We start from the raw sequence: 25,094 nt of genomic DNA on the forward strand, positions 1-25,094 counted from the left end.
GGTAGGCTACTTCAGCGCCGCCAGTATCTGATCCGGGTCAAACCCCCTGATCAGCGTGCCGTTGACGTCGATCAGCGGGATGCCTCTGCCGCCCAGCGCTTCATAGGCCTTGCGGCCTTCTTCCGACTTCTCGATGTCGAACTCCTGATACGCAATCCCCTTGTTGTCCAGAAAACGCCGGGTCTGCTTGCAGTAGCCGCACCAGTCGGTGGCGTACATCACCACTTTTGCCTGGCTGTAGCGCTGCGCGACGTCTGCCGGGGGAGGGTTGACGAAATTCTCGATCCTGCCCCAGTTCTGGTAAATCACCACCACCAGCATGATCAGGGCGAACTTCTTCAGGGTGCGCAGCAGCATGTTGATTACCGCCGCTTCAACTGGTCGGTCAGTTGCGTCGGCAGCCCCTTGATGATCAGGGTGCCGGCGGTTTCGTCGTATTCGATCTTGTCGCCCAACAGGTGGGCCTCAAAACTGATCGACAGGCCCTCGGCGCGGCCGGTGAAGCGGCGGAACTGGTTGAGGGTGCGCTTATCCGCCGGTATTTCCGGGGACAGGCCGTAATCCTTGTTGCGGATGTGATCATAGAACGCGCGCGGACGATCTTCGTCGATCAGCTCGGACAGCTCTTCCAGGCCCATCGGTTCGCCCATCTTGCTCTGACTGCTGGCGTAGTCGACCAAGGTCTTGGTCTTCTCGCGAGCCGATTCTTCCGGCAGGTCTTCGCTTTCAACGAAATCACTGAACGCCTTGAGCAGGGTGCGGGTTTCGCCGGGGCCATCCACGCCTTCCTGGCAACCGATGAAGTCGCGGAAGTACTCGGAAACCTTCTTGCCGTTCTTGCCCTTGATGAACGAGATGTATTGCTTGGACTGTTTGTTGTTCTGCCACTCGGAAATATTGATCCGGGCGGCGAGGTGCAATTGGCCAAGGTCCAGGTGTCGGGACGGGGTCACGTCCAGTTCGGCATTCACTGCCACGCCTTCGCTGTGGTGCAGCAGGGCGATGGCCAGGTAGTCGGTCATGCCTTGCTGATAATGGGCAAACAGCACGTGGCCACCCACTGACAGATTGGATTCTTCCATGAGTTCCGGAACCTCCCTAACTGTTATATGTGGTTTATCTAATGTAAATCAGTTATTTACCTCATGTAACTATTTTTCGGAATTCTTTTGAGAGAAGGTCAGTGGCTTTAACTTAAAAAGATGGCTGCTACACGGAAATCCATTCTGCTTGAGCTGCCGTCAGGTAGAGTCTGTTCCATTCAGATGGCATGCCTGGTGCTTGATTCGGATCTAAAGGTCTTCCAATGCGTTATGGCACAGCTCGTGAGCGTAATGGCACAATGCAAGTGTTGAGCGAGTCTTCAAGGGTTGATGGCTGGCGAATAAATTAGGATAGGGAGGTCTCTTGCGTATCAACTATCTCAGCCCTCGAGGAGTTTTGGAGGTCGAGCATGCCGCCTTGCGCGAGCTCGAAGCGAAGCTACCCCGCGAATGGGGAGCCTATGCAGCATTTCGGTTGGTGACGCGAGGTTCCAAGCAACCACTCGATATCGATTTGCTGTTGCTGACAAGCAATAGGATCCTGGTAGTAGAGTTAAAAAACTGGTCCGGCGACATTACGTATTCGTCCGGTCAGTGGTTTCATCGCGGGGCTCCCATGCCGTCGCCTGTCGATACAACAGACAACAAGGCCCGTGCTTTGAAGCAGCTCATTCAGGAGAAGATTCCTTCCCTGAAGGTGCCCTTCATTGAGTCGCTGGTAGTGTTGTGTCATCCAAAGTGCCGGTTGATTAGCTTTCCAGATGAGCAGCTGCGCTTCGTCACAACGCTCCCCGAGTTCGTTCGTACGGCTTCCGAAAGGACACGCTACGAGACGCGCTTCCCCGATATTCCTTCTAAATGGACCTATCGCTCCGCAAACCCCTTGCCACACCTTCAGAAGTACAACACCATTTTTTCTAATTTCAACCCGTCAGTGCTCAAACGTCGCACCGTACTGCATGGCTTTGAGCAGATTGAGGATCAGGCGGACTACGTACACCCACGCAATATTTGGTCGGAGTTCCTCGCCGAGCATCAGGAGAACCGAAGTTCAAAAGCGCTACTGCGTAAGTGGAATTTTGAAGAGCTTGCCGCCGGCGGCACGTCCACCGTCGAGCGACAGACAATCGGCCTTCGCGAGCTACGCTTGAACGAGGCGCTACGTGTCCAAGCCCCTGAGCTTCACGAAGATTTGCTAGAACCGGTCGGTTCGGCGACGGCTGACGACATCACTACTAACTTCATCGAAGCGTACCGACTTCCTACGGGTATTGAACGTCTCTCCGAGCACTTAGAGCGCAACAGCAACAAGAGCGAGCAAGATCGACGCTTACTGGCTAAAAGCATCCTGGCACGCTTCTCGAAACTACACGCACTGGGGATTGCTCATCGCGACATCACTAAACGTACGCTGTGGGTGGTCGAACCGTCCCGTGTGATCCTGTCTACATTTGCTGCCGCGCGGGTGCCCCAGGCACAGACCGTAGGCGTTCATCGTATCGAGCTAGAAACCGGGTCTATCGAACTGCCGGAAGATGAAGGCGTCGCTGCACAAGCTCGCTCAATTGACCCCTTCGCTCGCGACGTATTCCTGCTTGGGGTGCTGGTCTACGAGATGCTGGAGAGCCAAGAGTTAGAGCGACTCAACAACGTACCGGTCTACGACGATGCAGTTACACTCGTCGTCCCAGCTCTGGCGCCGTGGTACGCAAAAGCCATGGACCTGGATCCTAAAACGCGCTATCGCAATGCTTCCGAGGCGCTCGACGCGTTGAACGATTGTTTGTCGGTTGATGCTGGAACAGACGTCTGTGCTGGAGATTTTGAGGGCTACGAGACTGACGCCAGCCTGATAACCTTCCCCATTAAGCATACTATTTCGACTCATCCCACCAAGATGGTTTACGAGTCGGAGCAGAACGGTGAGCGGGTACTGGTGAAGTGCTGGCCACAACTCAAGTACGACCCGAAGTACCTAGCCCGCAGTCTTCGTCTGCTCGCTTTCCTTCAGCAGGCTAGGTCTATGCGGCAGTCAGGGTTCGATGCAGCCCCGGAAGTCTTGGATTTCGGCTTGAGCATGTTTGGCTTAATGTTGGTAACGCGATGGGCAGAAGGTGAGACGCTAACCGAGTGGCTGTCAAACAACCCAGAGGGGCGGCATCGTGCGCTCGTCGCGCACGCAGTGCTTAATGCCGTGCAGCGTCTTCATATCTTGGGGCTGTCCCACGGCGATGTGAAAGCGGACAACATCATCGTGTCGCAGACGGCGGAGGCACAGCTGCCGCAGGTCGTGCTGGTAGACATCCCAGACCTAAGCGCCGATGGAGACGAAGGAGTAACGGTTGGTACGGTGCCTCCGGCTCTGGAGTGCGCATCCTCTCTTCACCGTGACGCGTTTGCAGTGTGCACGCTTGTATTGACACTGTTGCCTGAGGATTTCGCGGCCACGCGAAGCGACGTCAACCGGGCCATTGAGCTGGTAGACACATTGCCGCCGCTGGACCTGCTCGCCGAAACGCTGCAGGGCGAGCTATACCCAAAGCAGCGTTCAATCTCAACGTTCAAGGCAATCCTAAAGCGCCGCGGTCGTAATGATTCTTCGTCTTTGGATTTGGTCTCCAACAATGGCGAATACTCGGTACGCGCGACCCGGCATCCCGAGACTGGGCACGTTCGATTTAACATCGTCGGAGTGCGGCAAGAACTCTACATCAAATACGACCCAAAAGAGGACGCTGTGCTTGGCTGCGCGGTTAAGGATGTCGACCATATCGATTTCGTCAGTGCCCACCGCAGCAAGGCCTTCTCTCTGAGCGGAGAGATTCAAGTCACCTTTGCGGAGGAGACCGACGTCACCGCACTCGCCGGTTTGCTGTACGAACTCTACCGCGTGAATGTTCTGGACGATCTGGAAGGCAATGACGCGGCGCCGGTATTCGGTGTTGACCCCTACGCACGCCAGTCTGGGGGCTCGACCTCGCAAAAAGTATCGGCTACAGCACTCTGGACCGCGCTATCCGATACCGATGAGATGAACGTCATAAAGATTACGGTACGGCAGGGGGCGAAGCAATTTTCGCCGGATAGCGAGGAGTGGCTCATCCCCTTCAACTGCGAGGCGGGCGTACTCGATTTCTCGGAGGGTGAAGGCATCGAACTGATGGAACGCGGCGTAGGCGCGATCGACGGCAGCGAGCGATGGTTTACTGTTGGCTGGGTCTCACCCGACCTCGGGCGCGACGTCATGCGGGTGCGCTCCAAGAATATACGCTTCTCGCCGAAGGCAGGAGACACCTTGCACGTCCGTGGTACCTTCGAAAAGGCAGCGTCTGAGCGGCGGGTCGCGGCAATGAAGCGCGTGCTCGCGGGAGGAAGCCTTATTCCTTCACTTGTTGACTACTTCGATCCGGACACCGAACGAATGCCGAAGTGCCACGTCGCGATCGACTTAGGTGACCTCAGCAAATACGAACTGAACTCCTCCCAAGAAGAGGCATTGCGGACCGCTCTGTCCCATGGCCCAATTTCACTGCTGCAGGGACCGCCAGGAACAGGGAAGACCAAATTCATTGCGTCGTTTGTTCACCTGTTGCTGTCGCAAGGGCTCGCGCATAACATCTTGCTAGTTAGCCAATCTCATGAGGCCGTGAACAATGCCATGGACAAGGTGGCTGGTTCGCTGCGCGCGTCGAGCATGGATGTGCCTATGGTACGCATCGGCCTTCAATCAATGGTATCGCCCGGGCTCCGTAACGTCCAAGAGGATTCGCTACGTCAGCGCTACCGCGAGAGCTTCGAAGCAGAAATCACGGATCGTGTGCGAGCAGCGGGCGTGGCTATGGGACTTCCAGAAGGCTACGTGCGCTCCGCAACGAAGATTCACATCGCACTGGGTCCGATGCTCCAAAGTATTGACCGTCTTATACACGCGATAGACGAGACCGATAGTAAGGACTCCTCTGCTAAGGAGCATTTACGACGGCTCAGGCGGGTGTTCGTCGAAGTCGCGGAGCGTCAGTTCGGCATTCAGGCATCGACCGGAAATGACGCGGCCAGCCTACGTGGCTTAATAGGCAAAAAACTCGAATCGTTGGCTCAACAGCACGGTTCACCGAGTCCGGCTAAATGCGCTCGGTTAGAGCAGATCGCTCATCTGTCGATGGAGTTTTCCCAGGTGCTACGTAGCCCACGATCCAACTACACAGCTTTCCTTGCGCGCAGCTCCAGCATTGTGGCAGGCACCTGCGTAGGAGTTGGCAAGCAGGCATTGGGCATCACAGAAGTTCCCTACGATTGGGTCATCGTCGACGAGGCCGCACGGGCATCGCCGATGGAACTCGTTGTCGCGATGCAAGCGGGTAAGCGCGTGCTACTGGTGGGCGATCACTTACAACTGCCGCCGTCGTACCCCCGCGCCGTTGAGGACCAAGCGTCAGCCCTATTAGGGATGCAGCGAAAGGACTTCCGGCGGATGAACAATTTCCAACGTGCGTTTTCATCGAATTACGGCCAGTCGGTGGGAAGAACACTACGCGTGCAATACCGTATGGCGGAGCACATCAACCGACTTGTATCGCACTGCTTCTACGCGGATGCACTTGAGGTGGGACGTGCGCCTCCAGGGGCAGAGTACGAGAAGCTGCCCGAATTTCTCGCCTCGCAGGTTGTGTGGGTAGATACCCAAGATCAGGGCCGAGAGGCTTTCCACCGTTCCGCTGGTACTCACGAAGGTGCGCTCGTGAACGAGCAGGAAGCCTTGGCTGTGGTGGAAGTGGTTCGAGCAATTCTAACCTCAGTTGATTTCTTGGAGGCGGTCCAAGCGCAGGAAGGTGTCCACGAGCCCATAATCGGAGTCATCGCTATGTACTCAGATCAGCGCGACTTGATCCTGAATAAGCTCGAGCAAGCTGAATGGGCATCCGGGCTTCGTCACTGCTTCTCAGTGGGTACTGTTGACAGCTACCAGGGCAAGGAAAATCGTATCATCGTGCTTTCGGTTGTGCGCAATGACACCAACGAGAACGTTGGTTTTTTAAGCGATCCAGAGCGCATCAACGTTGCCATGTCTCGAGCAAAGGACCGGCTTGTGATCGTGACCTCCTCGGCGATGTGGCGCTCCCGGACGAAAACACCGATGAAAAGCGTGCTCGACGAAGTCGAATGCCTCGCGGAGAAAAAACTGGCCACGTTTGTACCATCCAAAGAATTGAAGCGGAGCCTGTCCAATGCGTGAGCGTTTCAATACCGTCGCAGTAGCGATTCCGGCGCAGCTTTTCAGCGTGCGTTGTCATGTCTCAATCGACCGCCAGGTTCCCGTCATGACGGACTTCGCAGTGCGTTTACTGCACCTGAGCGGTCCTCTGGAGGTTGGGGCGCTGCGAGAGTATTTTGGCCTCTCCGCGAGCGAGGTCCGGAATCTGCTTGAACTCTTGCGAGAGGAAGGTCTCGTTGGGGAGACCCATGGACGCATTTCATTAACCTCCTATGCTGAATCGCGCTTCGCGGGCTCATCAGAAGGAATGCCGCGCTTCACAAGAATCGCTGAGCGGCAAAGCCGACCCGTCTTCGAACTGTTGAGTTACACGCCACTGCCCAAGGCGCTATCGAGCAGCTACTGGGACAATGCCTTGGAGCTTAATTGGAACACTGACGACCCTACAGAAGGCAAGACAATTGATAGGGCAGAGGCCGCGTTTCACAAGCATTTCATCGATATCGAACGCTTCGAACAGGAAGATGAAAACAAGCGCGCTTACGCTTGCTACAAAGTGGACGAGATTCGCGCTGGGCGCCCGTTCAGCGTCCCCCTTCCCGTCCACTTCGAAGTAGACGTCGAGGGCAACGTCGCGTTTGAAATCGACACGCAGTTCGAACTTCTGCCTGAGTCACTACGCTCGCAGGTGCGGACCCTAACATCCGACCGGATCGCCGCCCTCTCAACCCGGACCAATCACCTGCGCACTTTCATTGAGCTCTTCGACGATGAACTGCTCTCGCGATATTTGCTGCCCGCGCAGGCTAGTGGGGAGAGAACCACATTAATCAAACCTGACGGGCGAATCGGCCTGCGGAAAGACCAGGTGATTGACTTTGGGCGGTATGTACGCGATGTGCATGGCCAGGCGAACGGCGAAATGTATGATGCTGGCAATAGCCAAGCGCTTCTTGGTGCTCCGTATATGCCCAAATGCCAGTCCCGTTTTTTGGATGGACTGAGTGAAGCCCTCGCTGCATCCAAGCGGGCTACAAAATTTGAGCGGCCAGCGGCTATCTTCTGGACTATCCCGGACTCTGATCTATGGGGGCGCACTAGCCTGGTTCGCGATCTAATTGACAGCATCCAGGCTGCGCTCAAAGAGAGCTTGGGCACAACGCTGGAAGTCGTTGCCATTGCGCCCTGCCGCCAAGAGGAACATAGGGATCGCCTCGTCAAGCGCGCACGTCATCTACTCGATGCAGGTTTCAGTCGCGTATTTCTTGGCCCATACCAACCCAAGCAGGAGTGTTTCGAAGTTCTACTGATCCCAGGCATCTTCGGCGCGGCGACGTACCAATGGGTAGTGCCAAGCGCAGACCGGTACAACGTGCCCTTAGGGTTTGTGAGCCAGTCCGATGCAAAGCTGCAGAAGATGGTGGAGTTTATTCAGGTTGTCTTGACTTCGTCGCTCTATGGGGCAGGTCGGAGAAACGGCAGCACGCCTGAAGGGCGCGGGTTCTGGTTCAACGACGCAGATGTGAGCGATTTCTTTCTTCTTGATCGCTCTGTCACTGCACCATGAAACCCTAATGAACTTATATAGCAATAGTATTTATGGCTTGGCCTCCACATTGAGGCAGGAAGAGGGTGGCTCAGTCACTATTATCCGTCACGGAGTCATAACGCGAAGCCTTCAGAGACGTGAAACAATATTTTTTCAAACTGGCTTGTCCCTTGCTGAGTTGTGGGCGACTGCATTGGTGTCGAACCAAACAAACGCCTCTTGGGCTTCCACAGCCACCGCTTGACCTTGTTGCATCATCAAAGACGACCTCAGCCATCGCCATAATGTGCGTTGATCGGAAGAGGCAGTTGCTTTCTTCCACTAGATGACTTGGCCGGACGGATACCAATCAGTAACCTATTGCACGGGAAATGCTTTAATATGGATTGGTGAGCTGCGTTGCGCCTTAGTTTGTCTTTGTGAAGGTATGGCGCGACAGGGAATTTCGAAACCAATAAACTAGGGATAAGGTTTATGCTTCCAATTGCAAGTTTTCTTTGTGATGTTCTACCTGCCAAGTCAAATGACCCTTACTACTACAAAAACTTCTTGATAAGTTATACGCTGATCACCGTTCCCGCTGTATTTTCTCAGGGGGTTTTAACGCCAGGCCCTTATGAGGGTTGCAGCCGGGAAGATATAGATACTGACGTTAATGAATTTATCCAGAAACTGCCAGAACGCTCCGAGCACAGGCGAAAAATATTCCGCGATTATTCCCGCGCAGCTATGATCGACCCAGGCATAATGGTTCAAGATAATGAGGGTCGAACATTTTTCAGTAACATTTTTGAGGAGCGCTCCAATGAGGTAGGGCTATCTAATAGAGAGCTTATATTGGCGGCTCTGAATTCCTCGGCTTACTTGAGCTACTTTGGCCTATTTGAGGAAACCTTGAGCAGGCTTCATTGGAATGAAATTGGTCGTAAAGTAGGCGGAGAAAAGTCTTCTGCGGCAGAAGCAATCTCCCGGCAGTTGAGAGAGGTCCTAGAAGCCAAGAAGATTTTTGATATTTTCACGATTAAGCTAGCGGAGCGTAGTAAGTTTTTTGCAAATTTTGAGACTCTTTCAAAAACCTGGAGTTTGCTTAATCTCATCAGGAATCGCCTAGTGCATCATGGGAGTTATTACACTGTAGCTTATGCTAAAAAACTAGATGAATCTCTAGAGGCTATTTTTGGGACCTTTCAAGATGACGAGTATATTCTTGAGAGGAGTCTATTCCTTGATAGCTTCGAACCACTTGTAGTTGAAGCTCAGGAAACTCATCGCTTGACTTTTTGTGATGCGCTTGAAAACTGCATGAGGAACCTAACCTTGTTTGTGATGGAGTCCTTGGTGCTGAGCGAGAGAGAGGCACAAAAAAAATTAAAACCCATCGCATGCGCTAAGGGTTTTCGGCCAAGTCGGCACAGGCCTCCTGATCTGTGGTGTGATTTCTTGGCCTGCCATAATAATTCAGTGCGTTAGCTATGACTAACGCACTTTCGCCACTTCGTTGCTACTAACGCCTAGTAAACAGAGGTTATCCGTACTCCAGCTAGCTCTAGGAGATTGTAAAGCGTTGCGATTTTAGTTCTAGTACCGCGATCCTTGCAGTATGTGAAGATGACTCGTTGCTTGGCTCTGGTAAATGCGACAAAAAAGCCTGCTGTAGCTTCGATCTGATCATTAGAGAAGCTCCACCACGCACCATCGTCCAAGCCCACGAATATGACCGTGTGGTATTCAAGCCCCTTACTTTTGTGAATGGTCATAAGTGGTACGGCGTGGAGACCTTCATAGGCATCTAGGGTGGCGCACCAGTCGATACTGTTTAAAGAGCAATCTAATAAATGTTTCACTGCAGAATCTATAACCGTGTCTAGCCAGTCCCCGTGTGCATAGCTAGGATAGGAGCTGCTAAGACGCTCACGGCCTAAGAAGTTCAGCACCTCGGTCACCAATGACCTTGATGTAGCTTCATCGCCTGGAGGGGTGGGGTAGTTCGCGCTGAGGGCTCTTGCGAACGCGTCCAAGTCAGTCGCTAGTTTTTGCTGAGCGCCAGGTTCATCGGCTGCCACGCCGCGCAATAAAGCGAGCCATGTCTGGCAGTTAGACCAGTGGCGTCCAGCGCGCGGGTTCATTGCGAGACGGAGAAGCGAAACTAAGTGCTTAGACAGATCCTCGGTCATCAACTCCTGCAACATGATTTGTCCAGCAGTTCCAGCCTCATTTCTTAGTGAAAGGCCTTCAGCTTCAAAAGCTGGTCTCAATACATCTGCGTAGTCCCCGGCCTTCTGCCGAACGAGTACGACAAAATCGCGAGGGAGCAGTTTCTTGTCAGCAATGGCCGCTGAAATAGTTTTAGCCAGATGTCGCGCTTCATTTTTTGGGCTTCGAAAGTCGAGGATTACGCAGCTCTCCCCATCAATCGTACCTTCGGTTTGGGATATCGGCTCCATCGCGCCTGAATCTAATGCCTGAGCTAGCACGTGCTGGATACGAACCAAGTCAGGGGATGATCGATAGTTGTTGAAGAGTGTCGTTCGAAGTCCCCCAAAATCTGCGTCAAACTCGGAGAAGGGATCATCCATGGCCAATGCCCAGCGCATGATCTGCTGCTTGTTGTCACCTACAGCAGTAACGACTGTGTCAGTGCCACAGAAAATTGTATGCACAAGATCGTATTGAACCTGAGTTGTGTCTTGAAATTCATCCATGAATAAGTGCGAATACGTGAGTCGCAGTGCCTCCCGCACCATAGGGTTGATTCGAAGTAGGAGCTCTACTAGTCGGCCGATCATAGGGAACGTCAATACACTCTTCTTGCCTTCGTGTAGTGAATAGTGCCAAAAACGCGCCATCGCCCATTGAGCGACGTCGGGCTTAGGCCAAGCCGCAACGGGTAGGGGGGCTCCCAGCAGGTGCTTTCGCTCGAACGACTTCGCCCCAATCGCGCGCAGAGAGGCTTTCGTACCTATATCCCCTGGAGGAGATCCCGCAATTAGATCTAGAAAATTTCTATAATCTCTCTCGTAGTATGTAGTTATCTCGTAACCTGGGCGTGGCCGCCAGAATTCGGGTAACGCTTGGCCGAAGCGGTCCAGAAGCCCTTTTGCAAATGCGTCAAAAGTCATAGAGTCGAATCGGCTGGCGTGACTGCTATGGCAACGTTTACGGACGCGAGCAGCTAGATTGGAGGCTGCGTCGCGTTTAAAACTAATCGCGAGGATCCGCCGGGGCGTTGGTGCGGCCTCCGTCTGGAGTAAAAAGGCAGCACGCTGTGCCAGTAGCTCGGTTTTACCTGCCCCTGGGCCAGCTATGACGGATTGATTTATGCCCGCTCTGACGACTTTAAGAGCATTGGCTTCAAGAGATTTTACCCCAATCGGCGTCCAATCTTCTGGTCGAACTCGAAGTGACGAAACGGCCATAACTAGTCGCGCCTCAATGAAGCTTCTATGTGCTTGAGCACCTCAGCTAGAACTGCCGGCATTTTTTCACGTAGGTCCTTCTGCTTTACCCGCGATAGCGCTGCCAAATGGGTGGCCGGCTTACTATTGGTGAGAAAGTGGTATCGGTAAGCCGGTAACAGCGCTTTATACACTTCGAACGGACCTGTGTAAGCGCCGAGTCCCGGACCTGCGGTGCCTAGTACAGCATCGGCGGCCTTTTCCTCAGCCATGCGCGGTCCGCCTCCTTTTGGGATGATTCCCGCATACGCGTCAGGGAATGCCTGAAGCATGGCTAGGTCGAGGTCCAAAGGCGCAGAGAAAAACACACCATGCGGCCTCAAGTTGTTGCTAATCCATGCCTGGAGGTTTGCGTGATCACCAGTAGTTGACCACTCGTGCATTTCTTCAAGATCTGTATCACTCAAAATGCCTTTATCAATCTTAAGTACTGCGGTTTTTGGCACGTCAAACTCAATTAGCTTTTGAATGGCGGTTTTAATCCGACCAAACCCTCCGCCATCACGGCCAAGGTCTAGATCGAGCAAGGTGGCATGAGGGATACCCAGGTGTTTTAGCAAACGCCAGAAATACTGCACATGGCGCCCTCCCAAGGGGACGATGGCAACGAAGGCCGGATCAATCAGCAAATCGAGCGCTTCGGCCAGAATTGGCAGAACGATCCTTTCAGAATCTCCCTCAACAAGCAGTACAAATCGAGCGAAATAGAGCTCCGGATACGCCAGCATGGCTCCCCGAACAAATTTGCTCGCATCTACCTCGTTGACTGGAAACCTAATCTTTTTGACAGTCGAGACCCGTGTCTTAGGCTCACATCGGCAGTAACGCACCTCACGCGGGTTCACGCGACTGAGCACTGCTGGTGAGTGGCTGGTGATGATGGCCTGCGCGCGGCTCTGGTCGGTTAAAGATCGGACCTGACGAATGATGCGCGCTAAGAAATAGGGAGAAAGGTGGTTTTCAGGTTCCTCCAAGGCGAAAATGGAGAGTGCGGGAATACGCAATGCATTGTCACGGAAGCCCTCAACTGAACCAGCGACGACCTCTCGCTCCAAGTCAAATACAGCTGCTGCCAGCGCAAAATAGAAGAGTGATTGCTGACCGTCACTGAGGGCCTCAATCCCGCGCTCACGCCCATCGGCTCCCTGTTCAAACACTACAGCGATCTTGTTGACGACGTCCTCAAAGCGACGGCTCACTAGGCTAAGCCTAGGATTCGTATCAACAACTTCATCGTGAAGATCAGACCATCGAGTTTGAAGCGCTTTAGTTATAGCGGCGATTGCAGATTCATCTTCGAAAGCAGCCGTTAGGCTTTCTGTGGCTTCTTGAACTGCATCCTCCGTATCGGATGACCATTCAATCGCACGTAACAAACGAGCAGCTAATGCACCGGTAGTCGCTCGGGTCTGCGCGGCCGCATCACGACTGGCCGGCGTGTAGTAAAGCTGGATCAGACCACGGTCTGCCACCGCGACGGGGTGGCGTTTGTCATTTTCCGGTTGTTCATCGAGCGTATCGACCCAGAAGAGCTCTTGTGAGACCTCGCCCTCAACCGTCCCGTCGTCATCCCACTGCGCTTCTAGGCGCATACGACATATAGGCGGCTTTTCTGCGCGATCAATCAGCATATGCTTAAACGACGGTGCGATCGTTTCTGCGGTTGCGGTGCCATTTTTTAGTTCTGGAAAAGCGATCGAAACCTCAATGAAGAGGTGCTTGGAATCACGACTCTCAGGGTCATCATCAGGCCCTAAGTGGAAATCTGACCTTAGAATTGTGCGCTGTGCTCGAGTCACCCCAAACAACTTCAGCATGGCGTGCAAGAGTGCGGTTTTTCCCGCTGCGTTCGGACCTACAATGGTCGTGATTTCTACCGAAACATCTACGGTGATGGGGTTCGGGCCAAAGCAGCGGAATCCAGACAAGCTTACAGACTCAATACGCACGAGGTTCATTCCTTGAAGCGGCGATGGGCACTTGGCCATTGGGAGAATGTTCAGAATAGCGCAGGAATGGATCGCGTCGCTATCAGTTGCAGATGCCAGTCTTGGCGCCTGACGATATGCAGCGCCATGACGCGGCAGGCCAATGGTACTAAGCCGGCGCTGAGCTTTGATGTGGGGCTTAATTTCCCGCAGGTCCTGAGCGGCCCTCACATCATGAGGGGCATCCTCGGCAGCAGGATGTCCGCTGTTACAGTAAAGTTACCGATCTTGCCCCATGATAGTTGGCGTAACGCGTCTTGCACTGCCGGTGGATACCGCGCTTAAAGCAACGCTTCCGTCTGTCTACTCCGTGCAGATTTTCTTGATAACTCCCCATACAGGAAACGCTCTGATGCCTATCCGTCATTGCATTGTTCATCTGATCGACAAAAAACCTGACGGCACACCTGCAGTTCTCCACGCCCGCGACTCCGAGCTTGCCGAGTCGGTCGCCATCGAGAACCTGCTGGCTGACCTCAACGACAGCTATAACGCCAAACAAGGCAAGGCCTGGGGGTTCTTCCATGCAGAGTCCGGCGCTTACCCGTTCAGCGGCTGGTTGAAAGAGTATTTCGACGGTAGTCAGGATTTCACTAGCTTCAGCCGCGTGGCCATAAAGCATTTGCAGACGCTCATGGAGGCATCCAACCTCTCCACCGGCGGCCATGTGCTGTTCGCCCACTACCAGCAAGGCATGACCGAATATCTCGCCATCGCCCTGCTGCACCACAGCGAAGGCGTGGCGGTGAACGCCGAACTGAACGTGACCCCGTCGCGCCACCTGGACCTCGGCCAGTTGCACCTCGCGGCGCGGATCAACCTGTCGGAGTGGAAGAACAACCAGAACTCCAAGCAGTACATCTCGTTCATCAAGGGCAAGAACGGCAAGAAGGTCTCAGAGTACTTCCGCGACTTCATCGGTTGTCAGGAGGGAGTCGACGGCCCGGGCGAGACCCGTACTCTGCTGAAGGCCTTCAGTGACTACGTCGAAAAAGAGGACCTTCCAGAGGAGTCCGCGCGGGAGAAGACCCAGACCCTGGTCAATTACGCCACCACGCAGACCAAGCTTGGCGAGCCGGTGACTCTCGAAGAGCTCTCTAGCCTGATCGACGAGGACCGCCCAAAGGCGTTCTACGATCACATCCGAAACAGTGACTATGGTTTGTCGCCAGAGATTCCGGCCGACAAACGCACCCTGAACCAGTTTCGCCGCTTCACCGGGCGCGCCGAAGGGCTGTCGATCAGCTTCGAGGCGCACTTACTGGGCGAAAAGATCGAATACGACGAAGCCGCCGGTACCTTGATCATTAAAGGCTTGCCAACTCAACTCATTGATCAGTTAAAACGCCGCTGAACTCAGATCCGTCACCTTACTGTCGCTCACCTTGGCTTTGAGCACACGGTTCTCGTCCAATAGCATTTCGTTGAAGGACGCGAGACTGGCGATTTTGGCCCGCAGTTCCTCTATCTCATGACGGAAGGCTGCGGATCTCTTGCGCTCAGCAATCAAGTCGTGATGTTTCATATCACGTACAGTACGACTGGACCGCCCCTGAGCTTCGCGGATAGCTTCAGCAACCTTTGGGTAGTAGTTGTGGATCAACGCTGTTGATACGCCTGCCTCGCGGGCGACTGCGGCGATAGTAATCTTGGTTTCCCCGAAATGGGGGCGACCTTTCTGGATACGATAAAGGGCGAGCCGCAGATCCTTTTCGCGATCCTCAGCCGGCTTGTAGTGGGCTTGCTTTTTCGTGGACTTCATGCGAGCGGAGTCTCCAGATGCATGCCCAACTGTGTTAGTACGTCATGGCATCGAGTCAGGTCGCGCTCAACGCGTTGGCGGCCGCCGTCGCCAATGTCTGGGCAATGCAGCAGACCTTTCAACTCCTCGTAGAGCCGCTGGTAGATCGCCGTGTGCCTACTCCCGATCACGGCGTTATTGCAGTTGCCGCATCTTGTGCGCTCTAGGGTATTGCCGATACATCCGTCATTGTCCGCCGTGCACCAAGCATGTCCATTGCTACGAATTGCAGTGCTCTCGGCAATGGACTTCAACATCGAGGCATGATCCTTGAATATCAGCAAGTTCTGCGGCTCTCGTTGCCACTGCTTGAGGGTGCGGCCATAGCCCCCGGCCAGAGGCGAGTCACCGAACCAGTCGTCTACCACGCCGAGTTTGATGCCATCCAACTCGGTCTGAATGTCGGTATACAGCTCAAGATCCAGATGCTGCCCCCAGCTGTCGTCCATGCTGTAGCGTAAAGTCATGTCCAGCGTCCAGTGCGCGTAATGTTCCTTGAGGTAGCGCAAGTCACCGAAGCGGCTATGCGCGGCGTAGTTGGCGAACTTGCGGCGGAATTGATGGCTGCTAAGGTTCCAGCTCAGCCCGCAATCTTTAACGAACGCCTTCAGGTAGCAGTTCCAAGTAGCGTTGCAAAGTGTGCGTACTTGGTCGCCTCCCTGAGCCACGCCGAGGAAGAGCGCATGGCGATGTTTGTTTGCCTCGACGATCTGCGAATCAGACGGGTTAGACCGGCGTCGCCGCAGGAGTTCGGCGGTGATCATGGCCTGATATGGCAGGGCCCAGCGCTCCATCACACGCAGCGCGCGTACAGCCGCCTCGGGGACCATCCAGTGATGGATGCCCTCATCGGTCTTGTTCGAGCTTGAACGCATCCAGTGGAAGACCGTGCCCTGATTGTCTTGGGTGCGCAAGTGCGAACCCGATTGTACATTCGCCAGCTCGTGGTTGCGGCAGCCGGAGGTGCTGGCCAGAATGATGTAACAGGCCGTACGCAAATCAATCAGTGCTTTGTTGAGTGTTTTCAGGCCACCCTCCCAACCAAGAGCATCCAGGTGGCGGTTCTTTGCAACATTGACTGTTGTGTATGGTTGCCCCTTTCGCTGCACCGTGAGCGCATGTAGTGCATCGCGAAGGTCAAGCAGTTGTTGACCGCGCTCAACCTGCTGGTAGGCTCGCTCGAATAGAGAGCAGAACAGATCGTCGGGCATCAGTGGCGTTTTGCTTTCTTGAGCGCCAAGACGGGTAAGCCCCGCCAACGCCTTCGCGGAAGTATCGGGCCAGGGGTGCATCGGCATTCGGTCGTCGGTGTATTGACTAAGTTCATAGAGCGCTTCGACTGCCTTTAAGCGGTCTTCCAATCCACGTTGCGATAGTGGCTTGCCATGATGTCGGCTGATTTGCCGGTACGCCTTGCAGGTATTCACATAGACTGCGCAGACCATAGGTGTCACCGCGCCAACATGATTGAGCTTAAGTGCCGCCAGATGGCGTAAGAATGGCAGCGTTGCGTAGAAAAAACTTTTCATTGAGCTACCTTTAGGCCGCGAGCCCCCTCGGCGCCCACGTCGTAGGTAGCGGTACATCATCGCTTTCATAACCGCTCGAAACACCAGTGGTACGAGGTTGAAATCCATTCGTTTCTCGCAGGCCGGCACGTTGCTACTGAAGCCGTCGAGCTGCCAGATGTCGTCGCCATACCGGCTGAGGATGACCCAAAGCCCATCAATTTGGGTCGCGCTAATGATTAAGGTGTCGCGTTCGTGGAGTCCTCGCACATCGCTAGGTTGCGCTGTGACGGCGTCCCAAAGCGGTACTGCTAGAAGGTTGTCGTTCATGCAAATACCTCCAGGCTATCGATCAGATCAATCGACCAGAACGGATGTGGCTGGGTGCGAGCATGCTCACGTGCGGCTTCCACCGCTGCGGCTTTGAAAGTGCCGCGCCTCAGCCCTTCGTCAATGATGTAGTGATCGATTAAGCGGGGAATGTGGGCGTATTGCCGTGCCCAGAGCCTTTTATCCATGCGCGAGCGTTCGGACAGCACGCGAAAGTAGAAACTGAACAGTTTGTACAAATCTTCGGCGGTCACCGCGTAGTGCTTACAGCGCAGGCAGTTGATGAAGTTCATACAAGTCGCACCCTCTCGCTTAGGAGCGTAGTGGCCGTTCTCCGGGTCGGCGCAGCGTCCCATGGGAGTGTCTCGATAAGTTGTACCGATGGTCCGAGTCCGTAACTCCTGTACCAATACCTCTCCCATGAACTGCCAGTTGCGACGGGCCTCTTCAGTGGGCGCTAGATAGTGTTGGTCGGTGATCTGAAGGGTGTTTCCTAGTGCGGCGGCGGTGGTTGCGACGTCTCCGCCGGTCAGCTCGAATATACTGCTGGCGAACGTCTTGCGCAGGCGTGAGATGTTAATGCGCAGCGGCTCCCCATCGCTGTCGGTCAGACTATATTTAGCTACAAGTCGGGTTACAGCGACTGCCACCGCTGCTGAATTCAATGCTGTGACGTCGCCGACATTTTTCGCGGCGCGAGTGCGATACAGCCATACCCGGCCCTTGAGGTCAGCCGGAGCCTCCGCATCCAGAGGTTCGGTCAAGACCATCACTCGACGAATCAGACATTCCACGCTGGTTCTTACGCTCGGCGTGGATTCAAGAAGCTGTTCGACGTCCGTCTCGGCGCGGAGCGCCACCTTGCTGGTGTTGTATCCTCGCCGCTTCCATAGAACCAGGAATACCGTGTCATCTTTCGGGTGCGGGCGTAGGCAGTTACGGCCCATTTCCAAGAGTGGCGTGTTATTACGTCCGGTGTGCAGCGCCACAACCAACAGTGCGATGGCTAGCAGCTCGCCGGTAACAGACACGCCTTCGGTCCATATCGGTTTGATGGCTTGCCGCAATGCCGCAGTGAAGGCTTGTCGTTCTGTGTTGGTTAATGCGGTCTCGCTTTTGAACTTGTGGTTACTATTCGGGAAGGGCGTGCTTGGGAAGGTGGCCATATCGCCGGAGGCGATCAGAGGAATCAGCCCACGTCGCCCCAAGGCAAGTAGTACCGGCTTAGTTTGCGTGTAAAGCGCCTTTTGAGACGTTGTTGCTACGCCTAGCCCCGCCAGATGCCCGAGGTAACCGTCGATCAAGTCCCGGTTTATGTCGGTCAAAAGTAAGTCACGGCCAAAACCGATTGCCCGCAGCATGCAGCAGTCGAGGAAGTTGCGCAGTCCATTTACGCAGTAGCCTGCCACGGTGGTGGAGGTGATGGCGCCATCCTGCCCGGCCATGAAGCGTTCGATTTGGCGCTGACATGCGTAAGTGATGGTATCAATGCCGACGCCGTACCAGCGAGCAAAGTCGAAGCGACGACTCCTAGACGTATTCAGTCCAAGCTCGACGATACTGTTTATCTCAGAGATAGACTGGGGCAGGATGGTCACATTGCCGGCCGCGTCGTGGTGGTGTTCGACCTGGGGAGCGCTGAGGTCGGTCATGATAAACACCTTGCGCTTGCTCATCAGGCTGTCCCCGCCAGTGTGTTCAACTCATCGTCATAGGCCAGCACGGCTTCGTCGGCCATTTCGTTGATCAGATGCAGGTACACCATAGTCGTCTGAATCGAGCTGTGACCGAGTTGTCCCTGAAGGAACACAAGGGGATCCAGTCCGTTCGCGGGGTTCCGCTGAAGGCTGACCAGCGTGTGCGTAGCGTAGGTATGCCGGAGCATATGCGTATGGACTTTAATACCAGCCCGCATACCGGCTTCGCTGATGATCCGGTTGAGGCTCTTGCCATCCTCTGCATAGGGGGCCCCGAATTGGTTGAGAAATAGCGCTTTTTGCGGGGGCTTGCTCAGTGAAACGCGCTCCCCACGTACCTTGGCCACGTAGCGATAGAGTTCGGCGATGAACGCGCGGCTGAGGTAAATGGTTCGCGGCTTGCTGCCCTTCGTCGCCATGCCGCTTCCGTCAAAGGGGTCGAGACAGATGCGCAGGTTACGCTCTCTTCCTTGTGCCTTGTCTGGATCGAAAACATAGGCCAGTGGGAAGGTTGCGATTTCCTCCCGGCGCAGGCCCGTATGCAAAGCGAGGCGCATCATCATTCGGTGATGGGGATTTTCCGCTGCTGCCAAGAGCAACTTGATCTCAGGCATGCTCAAAAACTTGGGCAAAGCATTCTGCCTGCGTGGCATCACGTCGTTTGCCATAGTCATGCCGCCGCTGCCGTCGACATGTTGAAGGAAGGTTTTTCTGCTCCGTACGGCGCGTTCCTCGTGGGCAAAGGGGAGACGTTTCACCCAACCCTTCTCCAGCGCATGTTCGTAAAACTTGCAGATGTAAGTCAGGCGTTGGCGAGTGGTGTTCGGTGCCAGCTTGCATGTCGTCAAGCAATAGTCCCGATAGGCCGCGGCAAGGCTTTTGGCTTCGCCACGCTCTACGTCGAGCCAGCTAATGTTGTGAGCTTCAAGAAAGCTGAAGAAGTCGTATAGGGCGCGTCCGGTACTGGGCCAGGACCGCTTGGAGCCAATAGCTCCACGAAGTAAGTAGTGTCGGAAGAACTGATTGGCGGGTGCGCAACTCTCCATCGAGCCCCAGAGCAGAATAGGGAATCCTGGATAGGGTTGCCCGTCGATCACCAAATCTTCAGTAGCCCACACAAGTTCCATCTGCGGCCCCCAGTATCGGCGCCTATCGTGCTCTCAGGCAGAGCTAAGGGACCTTAAGCAGCCTTTGAAGCGCCTGAGCGTCTAAATGTCTGTAAGGCATAGCACAAATATTTAACGTTCTCCAGGTGCCAGATCATGAGCTTTTGCAGGTGCTCGACCGACACCCGCGAGAACGCCGTGAAGTCGCTGCCACCGTCGATGTATTCCTTCAGCCAGCCACTGAATGGATGTGCGCCGGACTCGGGATGGAACAGGCCCCATGCCTTGCCCTGTTTGGCGTTATAGCTTTCGTTGAGGTCGGCCAGCATGTTCTCGATGGCCTGGGACTCAGCGAGTTCGGAGTCGCGTGCATGGAGAACAGCGGGCGTACCGTCGGGTTTCTTCTCGATCAGGTGGACGATGCAGTGACGGATCGGCATGGGCTTCTCGGCTGAAAAAGGTGAAGAGCGTGCGGCTCATTGCAAGGTGCCCAGTGTAACGCACGCATGCGCCTGATGGCCCGGGGCAGGCTGGTTTTCGCCTGCAGCGAGTGTTTGCTGGGTGTTTTTTGTGCAATTAGCATTAAAACCTGACCAAAAGGATAGGTAGAGGCGGATATTTGCCCGGCTCTGTGCTAGTTTTGCGCGGTCTTGCGCACTTAGCGCGTCAAGCATGCAGTTAGCGCACACGTAGGTCGAACCATTACCCGGTTTCAGTATCTACACTTTCGCGATTAATCGTGGCTGCTAGCGGGTGGCCAGGTTCGTTGCCTGGCCACGGGCCGACGTTGCGCTCTGCAATCCAAATGAATTTGATAGGGAAGGAACACCACCATGGCTCTTACTAAAGACCAATTGATCGCCGATATCGCTGAAGCTATCGACGCGCCAAAAACCACCGCGCGTAATGCTCTTGAGCAATTGGGCCAAATTGTTGCCGACCAATTGGAAAACGGCGTGGAAATCACTTTGCCAGGTATCGGCAAACTGAAAGTTGCAGAGCGTCCGGCTCGCACTGGCCGCAACCCTTCGACTGGCGCTGCCATCGAAATCGCTGCCAAGAAAGTTATCAAGTTCGTTCCAGCCAAAGTGCTGACCGACTCGATCAACAAGTAAGCAACCGCTTGCTGTGAAAAAGTCGTGCACCGGTTAACCGGGCACGGCTTTTTTGTGGGCGTCTGATCACAGATCTGTGCCGCACGGCACACTCAAGAGAGGACGCAGAGCGTCCAGAACGGCATGCCGACGCAGAGCGTCGCACGATAATCGAGATTAAGGCCTGCCGACGTGGCGTCGCACGATAGTCGATGCGGCACGATAGCCCTATCAGTGGGGTGTGCGTTGTGCCTTGTCAAGGAAGGTCCAGGCCACGAAGCGGCTTTGTTTCTGGCCCTGGCCCATCTCGACTACCTTCACTTCAAGCGCGCCGGCTTTTTTCAGGGCGCTCTGGATCGGCGGCAGGTTGGATGCCTTGGACACCAGGGTGCTGAACCACACCACCTGGCCCGGCAATGTGGCGCTTTCCTGAATCAATTGGGTCACGAAGCCAATCTCGCCGCCTTCGCACCACAACTCCTGAGATTGCCCGCCGAAGTTGAGAACCGGCAGCTTGCGCTTGGGATCCGCCTTGCCCAGTGCGCGCCATTTTCGTTGGCTGCCACGCTGCGCTTCTTCCAGCGAAGCATGGAAGGGCGGGTTGCAGAGGCTCACGTGGAAGCGTTCGCTGCTGTCGAGCAACCCGAGCAGGATTTGCTTGCGATTGCCCTGCTGGCGCACGCTGATGGCCTTGCTGAGGCCATTGGCCTTTACAATGGTGGTGGCTGCGGCGATGGCGGTGCTGTCGATGTCCGAACCCACGAACTGCCAGCCATAGTCGCTATGCCCCAGCAGCGGGTAGATGCAATTGGCGCCGGTGCCGATGTCCAGCGCCTTGATGGATGCACCGCGGGGTATCACGCCTTCATGGTCTTCAGCCAGCAGGTCGGCGAGGAAGTGCAGATAGTCCGCGCGCCCCGGAATCGGCGGGCACAGGTAATCGGCCGGAATGTCCCAATGGGCAATGCCATAGAACGCTTTGAGCAGCGCGCGGTTGAACACCCGTACCGCCTGCGGATTGGCGAAGTCGATGCTTTCCTTGCCGTAAGGATTGAGGATCACGAAGGCTGCCAGTTCGGGGCTGGATTTGATCAGCTTCGCAAAGTCGTACTGGCCCTGATGCCGATTGCGCGGGTGCAAGGTGGCCTTTTCACGCGGCGCAGCAGGTTTGGCTGGCCGCTGAGGCTTCTTGCGCGGTGGTTTGCGGGTATCGGGCATGGATTCGATTGTCAGCCGTGAGGTTGAGTTGCCTGGCTTATTCGCGAGCAAGCGACGTGTCGCCTTCGGCGTGACAGGCCTTGCTCGCGAATAAGTCAGTACAGAAGTTCAGATAACAAAAAGCCAGCCCATAATCGGGCTGGCTTTTCTGGCCATCTTACAGGCTGGCGATGCGCGCGTGTTGCTCGGCCAGCTTGCCCAGTGCCTGTTCGGCTTCGGTCAGCTTGGCGCGTTCCTTGGCGATGACTTCAGGCGGTGCCTTGTCGACGAAGGCGGCGTTGGACAGCTTGCCGCCGACGCGTTGCACTTCGCCTTGCAGACGCTGGATTTCCTTGTCCAGGCGCGCCAGTTCGGCCCCTTTATCGATCAGCCCGGCCATCGGCACCAGCACTTCCATGTCACCGACCAGCGCGGTGGCGGACAGCGGGGCTTCTGCGCCCTCGGTCAGTACGGTCATGGATTCGAGCTTGGCGAGCTTCTTGAGCAGGTAATCGTTTTCGCTCAAACGACGCTGATCTTCGGCGCTGACGTTCTTGAGGAACAGTTGCAGCGGCTTGCCCGGACCGATGTTCATCTCGCCACGGATGTTACGCACGGCGAGCATCAGGCCCTTGAGCCATTCGATGTCGTCTTCGGCCGCCTGATCGATGCGTGCTTCGTTGGCCACCGGCCAGGGTTGCAGCATGATGGTCTTGCCTTGCGCACCGGCCAGCGGCGCGAGGCGCTGCCAGATTTCTTCGGTGATGAACGGCATGAACGGGTGCGCAAGACGCAGCGCGACTTCCAGAACGCGGACCAGCGTACGGCGTGTGCCGCGCTGACGCTCGACGGGCGCTGTTTCGTCCCACAGCACGGGCTTGGACAGCTCCAGATACCAGTCGCAATACTGGTTCCAGATGAACTCGTACAATGCCTGGGCAGCGAGGTCGAAGCGGAACTGATCCAGTTGGCGGGTCACTTCGGCTTCGGTGCGTTGCAACTGCGAGATGATCCAGCGATCAGCCAGCGACAGTTCGACCGCTTCGCCGTTCTGGCCGCAGTCCTCGCCCTTGTCCAGTACGTAGCGCGCCGCGTTCCAGATCTTGTTGCAGAAGTTGCGGTAGCCTTCGACGCGGCCCATGTCGAACTTGATGTCGCGACCGGTGGACGCCAGCGAGCAGAAGGTAAAGCGCAGGGCATCGGTGCCATAGCTGGCGATGCCGTCGGCGAATTCCTGACGGGTCTGCTTCTCGATCTTTTTCGCCAGTTGCGGCTGCATCAAACCACTGGTGCGTTTCTCTACCAGCGTTTCGAGGTCGATACCGTCGACGATGTCCAGCGGGTCAAGCACGTTGCCCTTGGACTTGGACATCTTCTGGCCCTGACCGTCGCGCACCAGACCATGCACATAGACGGTCTTGAACGGGACTTGCGGCGTACCGTCCTCGTTCTTCACCAGGTGCATGGTGAGCATGATCATCCGGGCGACCCAGAAGAAAATGATGTCGAAGCCAGTGACCAGTACGTCGGTGGAGTGGAAGGTCTCCAGTGCCTTGGTCTTTTCCGGCCAGCCGAGTGTGGAGAAGGTCCACAGGCCCGAGCTGAACCAGGTGTCCAGTACGTCGTTGTCCTGCTGCAGCGCGATTTCCGGCCCCAGGTTGTTTTTCGCCCGGACCTCGGCCTCGTCGCGGCCGACGTAAACCTTGCCGGATTCGTCGTACCAGGCCGGAATGCGGTGGCCCCACCAGAGCTGACGGCTGATGCACCAGTCCTGGATGTCGCGCATCCACGAGAAGTACATGTTTTCATACTGCTTGGGCACGAACGCGATGCGGCCGTCTTCGACAGCGGCAATCGCAGGCTCGGCCAATGGCTTGGTGGAGACGTACCACTGATCGGTCAGCCACGGCTCGATGATGGTGCCGGAACGGTCGCCTTTCGGCACCTTAAGGGCGTGATCATCGACACTGACCAGCAACCCGGCGGCATCGAATGCGGCAACGATCTGCTTGCGCGCTTCAAAACGGTCCAGGCCGGCGTAGGCCGCAGGCAGGCTGCCGTCGACGCTTTCGTTCAGCGTGCCATCGAGGTTGAACACCTGAGCGGCGGGCAATACGTTGGCATTCTTGTCGAAAATGTTCAGCAGCGGCAGGTTGTGGCGTTTGCCGACTTCATAGTCGTTGAAATCGTGGGCCGGGGTGATTTTTACGCAGCCGGTGCCGAATTCGGGATCGCAGTAATCATCCGCGATGATCGGGATGCGGCGGCCTACCAGAGGCAATTCGACGAACTTGCCGATCAGCGCCTTGTAGCGCTCGTCCTGCGGGTTCACGGCGACGGCGGCATCACCGAGCATGGTTTCCGGGCGAGTGGTGGCCACGATCAGGTAATCCAGACCTTCGGCGGTCTTTGCGCCGTCAGCCAGTGGATAACGCAGGTTCCACAGATGACCTTTCTCGTCATGGTTCTCCACTTCGAGGTCGGAAATGGCGGTGTGCAGCTTGGTGTCCCAGTTGACCAGGCGCTTGCCACGGTAGATCAGGCCGTCTTCATGCAGGCGCACGAAGGCTTCCTTCACCGCTTCGGACAGGCCGTCGTCCATGGTGAAGCGCTCGCGGCTCCAGTCGACGGACGAGCCCAGGCGGCGGATCTGACGGCTGATGTTGCCGCCGGACTCGGCTTTCCATTCCCAGATCTTGTCCAGAAACTTCTCGCGGCCCAGTTCATGACGGCTTACGCCTTGCGCTTCGAGACGACGCTCGACCAGCATCTGCGTGGCGATGCCGGCGTGGTCGGTGCCCGGTTGCCACAGCGTATTGCGGCCCTGCATGCGACGGAAACGGATCAGTGCATCCATGATCGCGTTATTGAAACCGTGGCCCATGTGCAGGCTGCCGGTGACGTTCGGCGGCGGGATCATGATGGTGTACGAGTCACCCACGCCTTGCGGAGCGAAGTAGTTCTCGGACTCCCAGGTCTGGTACCAGGAAGTTTCGATGGCGTGCGGCTGGTAAGTCTTGTCCATGCGCGGCGGGAACCTGTGGCATTGATTCGGAAACCGGTAAGTATAGACCTGACGGCCAGCGACAAGCCATAAGTGCCGGGCCACAACTG

16 protein-coding genes are annotated in these 25,094 nt (G+C 55.7%); 5 read left to right on the forward strand and 11 right to left on the reverse strand.

The features are described from left to right. Positions 1–6: 6 nt before the first annotated feature. Together ACW55A_RS01205 and yejK (ACW55A_RS01210) are read right to left on the reverse strand one after the other, a co-directional pair. Positions 7–357, reverse strand: coding sequence for a glutaredoxin family protein (locus ACW55A_RS01205; RefSeq protein WP_455807873.1), 351 nt, complete (start codon positions 355–357; stop codon positions 7–9). A gap of 5 nt (positions 358–362) precedes the next feature. Beyond that, complete coding sequence (gene yejK, locus ACW55A_RS01210; RefSeq protein WP_498810611.1) at positions 363–1,109, reverse strand: nucleoid-associated protein YejK; 747 nt, start codon at positions 1,107–1,109, stop codon at positions 363–365. A 298-nt stretch (positions 1,110–1,407) separates the two neighbouring features. Here yejK (ACW55A_RS01210) and ACW55A_RS01215 point away from each other — a divergent pair, with 298 nt between their 5' ends. The 3 genes from ACW55A_RS01215 to ACW55A_RS01225 all read left to right on the forward strand — a co-directional run bounded on the left by ACW55A_RS01215 (position 1,408) and on the right by ACW55A_RS01225 (position 9,274). Beyond that, on the forward strand, positions 1,408–6,276 hold the full coding sequence (locus tag ACW55A_RS01215) for an AAA domain-containing protein (protein ID WP_498810342.1): 4,869 nt from the start codon (positions 1,408–1,410) through the stop codon (positions 6,274–6,276). Continuing rightward, positions 6,269–7,822 (forward strand): hypothetical protein, encoded by a 1,554-nt coding sequence (locus tag ACW55A_RS01220; RefSeq protein WP_410934890.1) that lies wholly within the window; start codon positions 6,269–6,271, stop codon positions 7,820–7,822. The genes ACW55A_RS01215 and ACW55A_RS01220 overlap by 8 nt, the downstream gene beginning before the upstream one ends. Positions 7,823–8,278: 456 nt before the next feature. Next, positions 8,279–9,274 carry a hypothetical protein gene (locus tag ACW55A_RS01225; RefSeq protein WP_498810344.1) on the forward strand — a complete coding sequence of 332 codons (996 nt, stop codon included), beginning with the start codon at positions 8,279–8,281 and terminating at the stop codon, positions 9,272–9,274. A 41-nt stretch (positions 9,275–9,315) separates the two neighbouring features. Here ACW55A_RS01225 and ACW55A_RS01230 read toward each other — a convergent pair whose 3' ends face one another. Beyond that, positions 9,316–11,220: a UvrD-helicase domain-containing protein gene (locus tag ACW55A_RS01230; protein WP_122686222.1), complete on the reverse strand. Its 1,905-nt coding sequence runs from the start codon at positions 11,218–11,220 to the stop codon at positions 9,316–9,318. A gap of 2 nt (positions 11,221–11,222) precedes the next feature. Continuing rightward, complete coding sequence (locus tag ACW55A_RS01235; protein WP_498810346.1) at positions 11,223–13,208, reverse strand: ATP-dependent nuclease; 1,986 nt, start codon at positions 13,206–13,208, stop codon at positions 11,223–11,225. Positions 13,209–13,599: 391 nt separating this feature from the next. Between ACW55A_RS01235 and yejK (ACW55A_RS01240) the strand changes: the two genes are divergently transcribed. Continuing rightward, the gene (gene yejK, locus ACW55A_RS01240; protein WP_410934882.1) at positions 13,600–14,601 is read left to right on the forward strand and encodes a nucleoid-associated protein YejK; all 1,002 of its coding nucleotides are present in this window, start codon (positions 13,600–13,602) and stop codon (positions 14,599–14,601) included. Here yejK (ACW55A_RS01240) and ACW55A_RS01245 read toward each other — a convergent pair. From ACW55A_RS01245 to ACW55A_RS01265, 5 genes are read right to left on the reverse strand one after another with little or no spacing between them, the layout of a single operon-like run. After that, the gene (locus ACW55A_RS01245; RefSeq protein ID WP_410934881.1) at positions 14,587–15,009 is read right to left on the reverse strand and encodes a coiled-coil domain-containing protein; all 423 of its coding nucleotides are present in this window, start codon (positions 15,007–15,009) and stop codon (positions 14,587–14,589) included. The two genes, yejK (ACW55A_RS01240) and ACW55A_RS01245, sit on opposite strands and share 15 nt — an antisense overlap. Beyond that, complete coding sequence (locus ACW55A_RS01250) at positions 15,006–16,886, reverse strand: site-specific integrase (protein ID WP_498810349.1); 1,881 nt, start codon at positions 16,884–16,886, stop codon at positions 15,006–15,008. The genes ACW55A_RS01245 and ACW55A_RS01250 overlap by 4 nt, the downstream gene beginning before the upstream one ends. After that, positions 16,883–18,562, reverse strand: coding sequence for a hypothetical protein (locus ACW55A_RS01255; protein ID WP_498810351.1), 1,680 nt, complete (start codon positions 18,560–18,562; stop codon positions 16,883–16,885). Before ACW55A_RS01255 ends, ACW55A_RS01250 begins: the two co-directional genes overlap by 4 nt. After that, on the reverse strand, positions 18,562–19,710 hold the full coding sequence (locus tag ACW55A_RS01260; protein WP_498810353.1) for a tyrosine-type recombinase/integrase: 1,149 nt from the start codon (positions 19,708–19,710) through the stop codon (positions 18,562–18,564). Before ACW55A_RS01260 ends, ACW55A_RS01255 begins: the two co-directional genes overlap by 1 nt. Before the next feature lie 53 nt (positions 19,711–19,763). Continuing rightward, positions 19,764–20,129 carry a nucleoid-associated protein gene (locus ACW55A_RS01265; protein ID WP_498810355.1) on the reverse strand — a complete coding sequence of 122 codons (366 nt, stop codon included), beginning with the start codon at positions 20,127–20,129 and terminating at the stop codon, positions 19,764–19,766. 393 nt (positions 20,130–20,522) lie between these two features. Here ACW55A_RS01265 and ACW55A_RS01270 point away from each other — a divergent pair, with 393 nt between their 5' ends. After that, positions 20,523–20,804, forward strand: a complete 282-nt coding sequence (locus ACW55A_RS01270; RefSeq protein WP_002552279.1) for an HU family DNA-binding protein — start codon at positions 20,523–20,525, stop codon at positions 20,802–20,804. Between the two features lie 210 nt (positions 20,805–21,014). Here ACW55A_RS01270 and rlmF read toward each other — a convergent pair whose 3' ends face one another. Further along, a complete protein-coding gene (gene rlmF / locus ACW55A_RS01275) occupies positions 21,015–22,001 on the reverse strand; it encodes a 23S rRNA (adenine(1618)-N(6))-methyltransferase RlmF (protein ID WP_455807872.1) in 987 nt (328 codons plus the stop codon). A gap of 157 nt (positions 22,002–22,158) precedes the next feature. Beyond that, positions 22,159–25,005 carry a valine--tRNA ligase gene (locus tag ACW55A_RS01280; RefSeq protein ID WP_046236830.1) on the reverse strand — a complete coding sequence of 949 codons (2,847 nt, stop codon included), beginning with the start codon at positions 25,003–25,005 and terminating at the stop codon, positions 22,159–22,161. Between the last annotated feature and the right edge of the window lie 89 nt (positions 25,006–25,094).

The organism is Plantibacter cousiniae (nom. nud.) (assembly GCF_977070315.1).